Below are 6,078 nucleotides of genomic sequence, written 5' to 3' on the forward strand. Positions count from 1 at the left end.
GGGGCGGCCCCGGGGAAACCCGGGGCCGCCCCCGCTCGTCGTACGTGGGGCCCGAAAGCCCGGTCCGGCTCGGGGCGGCCCGGGGCTCAGAGGCCGCTGCGGGGTGTGGGCGGCAGCGCCGCCGGGACGTGCCGCATGCCCGTCCCGTGCTGGGTGCTGCCCAGCGTGCTCTGCGCCGCCTGCCTGCCCTGGCCGAGCTGTCCGAGCTGTCCGACGCGCTGCCATGGGGACAGCTGCCCACCGCTGCCCCGCGCGCTGCTCGCCCCCGCGCTGTAGGCGCTGTACGAACTGCTGAAGGTGCCCGCGCGATGGACGCCGGGCGAGCCCGTACGGTGCGTGATGCTCGCGAAGGCGGTGAAGCCCAGGTCGTCCTCGCCGCTGCGGTCGCCGGGCAGGGTGCGGAAGGACTTGACGTACTCCGCGTAGAGCGCGTCGTAGATCGGGGTGGCCGAAGGAACGCCATGAGGTTCCTGAGCCGGTCGCGGCGCGGGCACCTCCCGTCCCGGACGGAGCGGGGAGCCTGCGGGCGGGACCGGCTGGAAGGCCGGGCGGCGGGGAACGTCGTATGCGTGCACGTATGTCCAAACGACCCCGCCGCCCTGGGGATGCGGCCGGACTGCGGTCGGCGGTCCGGCCGTTCGGGAACGCGGGTGCTCAGATCCCCGCGAGCGGCAGCGCGGAGCCGACCAGCTTGCCGTTGGCCGCCGCCTTGTCCAGCGCGCCGCGCAGCAGGTCCTCGCGGGGCTGGCGGCCGATCGAGCCGACCGGCGCCGCGTACATGAGCACCTGCTGGTGCTTGTTGGCCGCCGCCCGCCAGCTGTCGGTGACCTGGAGCGGCTGGTGCGCCTGCCACCAGGCGACCGGCTGGCCCCCGTTCGCGCCCGGCTGGAGCACGGCGTGCAGCTGGCCCGCGGCGAGCAGCACCGACCAGCCGTGCAGCACCGGCGGCACCTCGGTCAGTTCGATGAGCGGCATGAAGCCCTGCTCGATCAGCAGCGGCAGGAAGTCGTCGCCGATGTCCGTGGATCCGGGCCGCACGATGGGCGCGGTCGGCTCCACCACGAGCGCGGGGTGCAGCTCCCCGGCGATCAGGACGAGCCCGCTGGTCACACCGAGCACGGCCTGCTCGGGCATGGCCTGCTGCTGGTCGCCGCCCGCGGTGCCGCCGATGGAACGGACGGCGCCCTGCAACTGCTCCTCGGTGACCTGGACGACCTGCGAGGGCAGGCAGCCCGCGTGGGCGAAGGCGAGTACGGCGGTCTCGTCCCCGATGAACAGGACGGTGCTGGTGCGCTCGTGCTCGGAGTCGCCCGGGGTGCGACAGGACGTGCAGTCGTAACTGCCCGGGGCGTTCTCTCCGGCGAGCAGCCGGTCGGCTTCTTCGTCGCCGATCTCGGCGCGTACCTCGTCGCTGACGTCGAGCATGCGCGGCACGGTGGCTCCCTCGGGATGCGGTGCGTGGCGGGACCGGGTGGCTCCCGGCCCGTGGTCCGGGGTGTTCCCGGGCTCATGCAGAAGACAACGGGCGATCTGTGGCGGGGGTCACGCTCCCGGGCGAACGGAATCGAACCATCCACCGCACAGGGTCACGTCCGGTGCGGAATCGGACACTCAACGTCAAGAGCGGAGAAAGTCAAGGAAGTTCATTCGGTGAAGTGAGTCACAAATCGCCTCGGCGCTTGGTCGACAAATGCGGAAATCGATGAATTAAGTGGGTGTCCGGATTTAGCTGATACCCGCGGTAACCATGAACTGGCCTGGGACGACGGGGAGTTGGTTGATGTCGCCGCGCTCAGCTCTCTACATTCCTCCGCCGTGTGCACAGAGCACCGCTCGGGAAGTCCGCCGGCCGCGCCGCAACAGGGCGCAGCACCACCGTCCGGCGGACGGGCGGAGCGTGCCGACCGCGTCCGCACGCGGTCGGAGCGGTCCGCTCGGGGGACCCCGAGTTGTTCGAGAGGGACTCACATGTCCGAATGTGCCGATACCAGCGGCGGCATCACCCGTAAGACCCGTACGACGGCGGTCCTCGCCGGGGCGGCGCTGCTCGCCCCCCTCGGACTGCTCGCCACGGCCGGCAACTCGGCGGCGGCGGACGGCGGGGTATGGGACCGCATCGCCCGGTGCGAGAGCGGCGGCAACTGGCACATCAACACCGGCAACGGCTACTACGGAGGACTCCAGTTCTCCGCCGGCACCTGGCGCGCGTACGGCGGCGGCGCCTACGCCCCGACCGCCGACCGGGCCACCAGGTCCCAGCAGATCGCCGTGGCCACCAAGGTCCAGGGCGCCCAGGGCTGGGGCGCCTGGCCCACCTGCGCGGCGCGCTCCGGAGCGTCCGGCAGCGCCCCCGCGGGCAACTACGGGGCGGCCCCGGAGAAGCAGAGGTCGACATCGTCGTCGACGTCGAAGTCCGCGCACTCCTCGCACTCCTCGAAGTCGACGAAGTCCTCGAAGGAGTCGAAGTCCTCGAAGCCGTCGACGTCGCCGGCCCGTCCGACGGAGCACCCGGCCCGCGACGCCTCGCGCGGCGACTACACCGTGCGCCCCGGTGACACGCTCAGCGGCATCGCGGCCCGGCACGGCATCGCTTGGCAGCGGCTCTACGCCGCCAACAGGGCCGTCATCGGCGACGATCCCGACATGATCCTGCCCGGACAGCGCCTCGTCCTCTGAGCCACCCGCCCCCCACCCGGCCCTGCGCGGCCCGGGTGGGGGGCGGTCGTCGGTCGCCCCGTGCGCGACACTTCGACCATGTTGGAGACCTCCGCACGGCTGCTGCGCCTGCTCTCGCTCCTCCAGGCCCACCGTGAGTGGTCCGGGGCCGAACTCGCCGACCGGCTCGGCGTCACCGCGCGCACCGTGCGCCGGGACGTGGACCGGCTGCGCGAACTCGGCTACCCGGTCAATGCCAGCCCCGGCACGGGCGGCGGCTACCAACTCGGGGTCGGCGCCGAACTGCCGCCGCTGCTCCTCGACGACGAGGAGGCGGTGGCCGTCGCCGTCGGGCTGCGCACGGCCGCCGGGCAGGGCATCGAGGGCATCGACGAGACCTCCGTACGCGCCCTGGCCAAACTGGAGCAGGTGCTGCCGCACCGGCTGCGCCGACGGGTGGCCGCCCTGAACGCCTTCACCGTGCCCATGCTGCGCGGCCCGCGGCCGTCCGCCGTCGACCCGGCCGTGCTCACCGAACTCGCCCACCTCTGCCGGGACACCGAGCGGCTGCGCTTCGACTATCTCGGGCACGACCGCTCGGCCACCCGCCGCAGTGTCGAGCCGCACCGCCTGGTGTGCACCGAACGCCGCTGGTACCTGGTCGCCTGGGACCTCGACCGGCAGGACTGGCGCACCTTCCGCGTCGACCGCATGACGCCCAGACCGCCGCACGGACCGCGCTTCACGCCCCGTGAGCCGCCCGCCGACGACCTCGCCGCCTATGTCTCCCGGGGGGTCTCCACGCGCGCGTACGCCGCACACGCCGCCGTTCGGCTGCTGGTGCCGCTGCACGAGGCGGCCGAACGGGTCTCGCCCTCCGCCGGGACGCTGGAGGCCGACGGCGACGACGCCTGTGTCCTGCGCACCGGCGCCACGAACCTGGACGTGATGGTCGTCCACGTCATGATGATGGGCTTCCCGTTCGAGGTGCTGGAGCCGGCCGAACTCGTCGAGGCGATCAGGACGGCCCGGGACCGGCTGGACGCGGCGCTGGCCCGGGCCGACGGTCCCGGCCCGCGTACTCGGGGTGGTGCAGATCGAACGCCGGGGACTCCGAGCGGATCCGGGGCAGCGCGGTGAAGTTGTGCCGGGGCGGCGGGCACGAGGTCGCCCACTCCAGGGAGCGGCCGTACCCCCAGGGGTCGTCGGCCTCGACCTTCGTGCCGTACCGGGCGGTCTTCCAGACGTTGTACAGGAACGGCAGGGTGGACATGCCCAGCAGGAAGGCGCCGATGCTGGAGACGGTGTTCAGGGCGGTGAAGCCGTCGGCGGCGAGATAGTCGGCGTACCGGCGGGGCATGCCCTCCGCGCCCAGCCAGTGCTGGACCAGGAACGTGGTGTGGAAGCCCACGAACAGCGTCCAGAAGTGGATCTTCCCGAGCCGCTCGTCGAGCATCTTCCCGGTGAACTTGGGCCACCAGAAGTAGAACCCGGCGAAGATCGCGAAGACGACCGTGCCGAAGACGACGTAGTGGAAGTGCGCGACGACGAAGTACGAGTCGGTGACCTGGAAGTCCATCGGCGGCGACGCCAGGATCACCCCGGTCAGACCGCCGAGCAGGAAGGTCGCCAGGAAGCCCGTCGCCCACAGCATCGGGGTCTCGAAGGACAGTGAGCCGTTGAGCATCGTCCCGCTCCAGTTGAAGAACTTCACGCCCGTCGGCACCGCGATCAGGAACGACATGAACGAGAAGTACGGCAGCAGGACCGCACCGGTCGCGAACATGTGGTGCGCCCACACCACCACCGACAGACCGGTGATCGCCATCGTCGCGCCGACCAGCGTCAGATAGCCGAAGACCGGCTTGCGGCTGAAGACCGGGAGGATCTCCGTGATGATCCCGAAGAACGGCAGCGCGATGATGTACACCTCTGGGTGCCCGAAGAACCAGAACAGGTGCTGCCACAGCAGCGCGCCGCCGTTGGCCGCGTCGAACACCCGGGCGCCCAGGCGCCGGTCCGCCTCCAGCACCAGCAGCGTCGCCGCCAGCACCGGGAACGCCATGAGGACCAGGATCGACGTGAACAGCGTGTTCCAGGTGAAGATCGACATCCGGAACATCGTCATGCCGGGGGCGCGCATCCCGATGATGGTGGTGACGAAGTTGACCGCGCCGAGGATCGTCCCGAAGCCGGCCAGCGCCAGCCCCATGATCCACAGATCGGGGCCGACCCCGGGGGAGTGCCTCGCGCTGTTGAGCGGGGCGTAGGCGAACCAGCCGTACGCGGCCGGACCGCCGTGCACGGCCAGCGAGCCGAGCACCATCAGACCGCCGAACAGGAACAGCCAGTACGACAGCATGTTCAGCCGGGGGAAGGCGACGTCGGGGGAGCCGATCTGCAACGGCATCAGCTCGTTGGCGAAGCCCGCGAAGCTCGGCGTCGCGAAGAGCAGCAGCATGATCGTGCCGTGCATCGTGAACAGCTGGTTGTACTGGTTGTTGTCCATGATCTGGAGTCCCGGCCGGGCGAGCTCGGCCCGCATCAGCAGCGCCATGACTCCACCGGCAAGGAAGAACCCGAACGACGTGATCAGGTAGAGGTGGCCGATCTTCTTGTGGTCGGTGGTGGTCAGCCAGTCGACGACCACACGGCCCGGCCGGGTCGCGTGGCCGGGCCGCGCCGCCGTCCCGACGGTCTCCGTCCCCATCGTTCGCTCGCCCCTTCGCTCGTCGCGTCCCGGGTCCGCAGAGGCCCGTGCCGCGCCTGTGCCCACGGGCCGACGGGCCCGCGCCGTGCCGCTCGCGCCGCCCTGCTCCCGACCGGGGCCGTACGGGGGGTGTGTGATGGAGCCGTGAATTTCCTATGCGGCGTCAGCTGCCGCGCCCCGTGTGAAATCGCCGGGGAACGGCACTCCGGAGCGGTTCTCCCGGCATTTTCCGTCGCCCATTTCACGGGGCCGGGCAGACACGCGGTAATTCCGTTCGAATACGCGCGGAAGGGCTATAGGACCGCCCGATCGTGTGACGCAGTTCGATCGAAACGTATGTCGTGATCCTGTGACAGAAGCGTGACCGGAGTGATCCACGACGCAGTCCCGCCTTCCGAGGAGGCCGCCCACGGCCTAGCGTGGCGGTATGTCACCGATTCCCACTCCGCCCGCGGAGCCCCAGGACAATCCGGACGCGTATGTCGGCCTGGAGGCCGGGCGTGCCGAGCGCCTCGCGCGCGAGCGCGGCTGGACGGCGGTGCGTTCGCTGCCGCCGGGCACGGTCGTCACCATGGAGTACCGCGTGGGCCGACTGAACTTCGAGGTGCGGGACGGCAGGGTGGCGCGGGCCTGGAAGGGCTGACGTCCGCCGCGACGACGAAGGCCCGGCTCCTGTGGTCGCGAACATGTGGTGCGCCCACACCACCACCGAC

5 protein-coding genes and 1 pseudogene are annotated in these 6,078 nt (G+C 71.1%); 3 read left to right on the forward strand and 3 right to left on the reverse strand.

Annotated elements, in window-relative coordinates:
• Window positions 1-86: 86 nt before the first annotated feature.
• Both FNH09_RS43585 and FNH09_RS43590 read right to left on the reverse strand, forming a co-directional pair.
• Complete coding sequence (locus FNH09_RS43585; RefSeq protein ID WP_162469992.1) at window positions 87-575, reverse strand: hypothetical protein; 489 nt, start codon at window positions 573-575, stop codon at window positions 87-89.
• Between the two features lie 79 nt (window positions 576-654).
• Window positions 655-1,434, reverse strand: a complete 780-nt coding sequence (locus FNH09_RS43590) for a hypothetical protein (RefSeq protein ID WP_162469993.1) — start codon at window positions 1,432-1,434, stop codon at window positions 655-657.
• A 534-nt stretch (window positions 1,435-1,968) separates the two neighbouring features.
• On the opposite strand from FNH09_RS43590, the gene FNH09_RS43595 reads away from it, so the two are divergent.
• Complete coding sequence (locus tag FNH09_RS43595; protein ID WP_152895411.1) at window positions 1,969-2,676, forward strand: LysM peptidoglycan-binding domain-containing protein; 708 nt, start codon at window positions 1,969-1,971, stop codon at window positions 2,674-2,676.
• Window positions 2,677-2,754: 78 nt separating this feature from the next.
• The gene (locus tag FNH09_RS43600) at window positions 2,755-3,795 is read left to right on the forward strand and encodes a helix-turn-helix transcriptional regulator (RefSeq protein WP_152895412.1); all 1,041 of its coding nucleotides are present in this window, start codon (window positions 2,755-2,757) and stop codon (window positions 3,793-3,795) included.
• Here the strand turns inward: FNH09_RS43600 and ctaD are convergent.
• Window positions 3,794-5,365 (reverse strand): annotated as a pseudogene (gene ctaD, locus FNH09_RS43605) (aa3-type cytochrome oxidase subunit I); the annotation flags it as partial. The gene FNH09_RS43600 and the pseudogene ctaD overlap by 2 nt on opposite strands.
• A 427-nt stretch (window positions 5,366-5,792) precedes the next feature.
• Between ctaD and FNH09_RS43610 the strand changes: the two are divergent.
• Window positions 5,793-6,008, forward strand: a complete 216-nt coding sequence (locus FNH09_RS43610) for an I78 family peptidase inhibitor (protein WP_152895413.1) — start codon at window positions 5,793-5,795, stop codon at window positions 6,006-6,008.
• Window positions 6,009-6,078 lie beyond the last annotated feature (70 nt).

The sequence above is a fragment of the Streptomyces adustus genome, assembly GCF_009377175.1.
Classification (GTDB): domain Bacteria; phylum Actinomycetota; class Actinomycetes; order Streptomycetales; family Streptomycetaceae; genus Streptomyces; species Streptomyces adustus.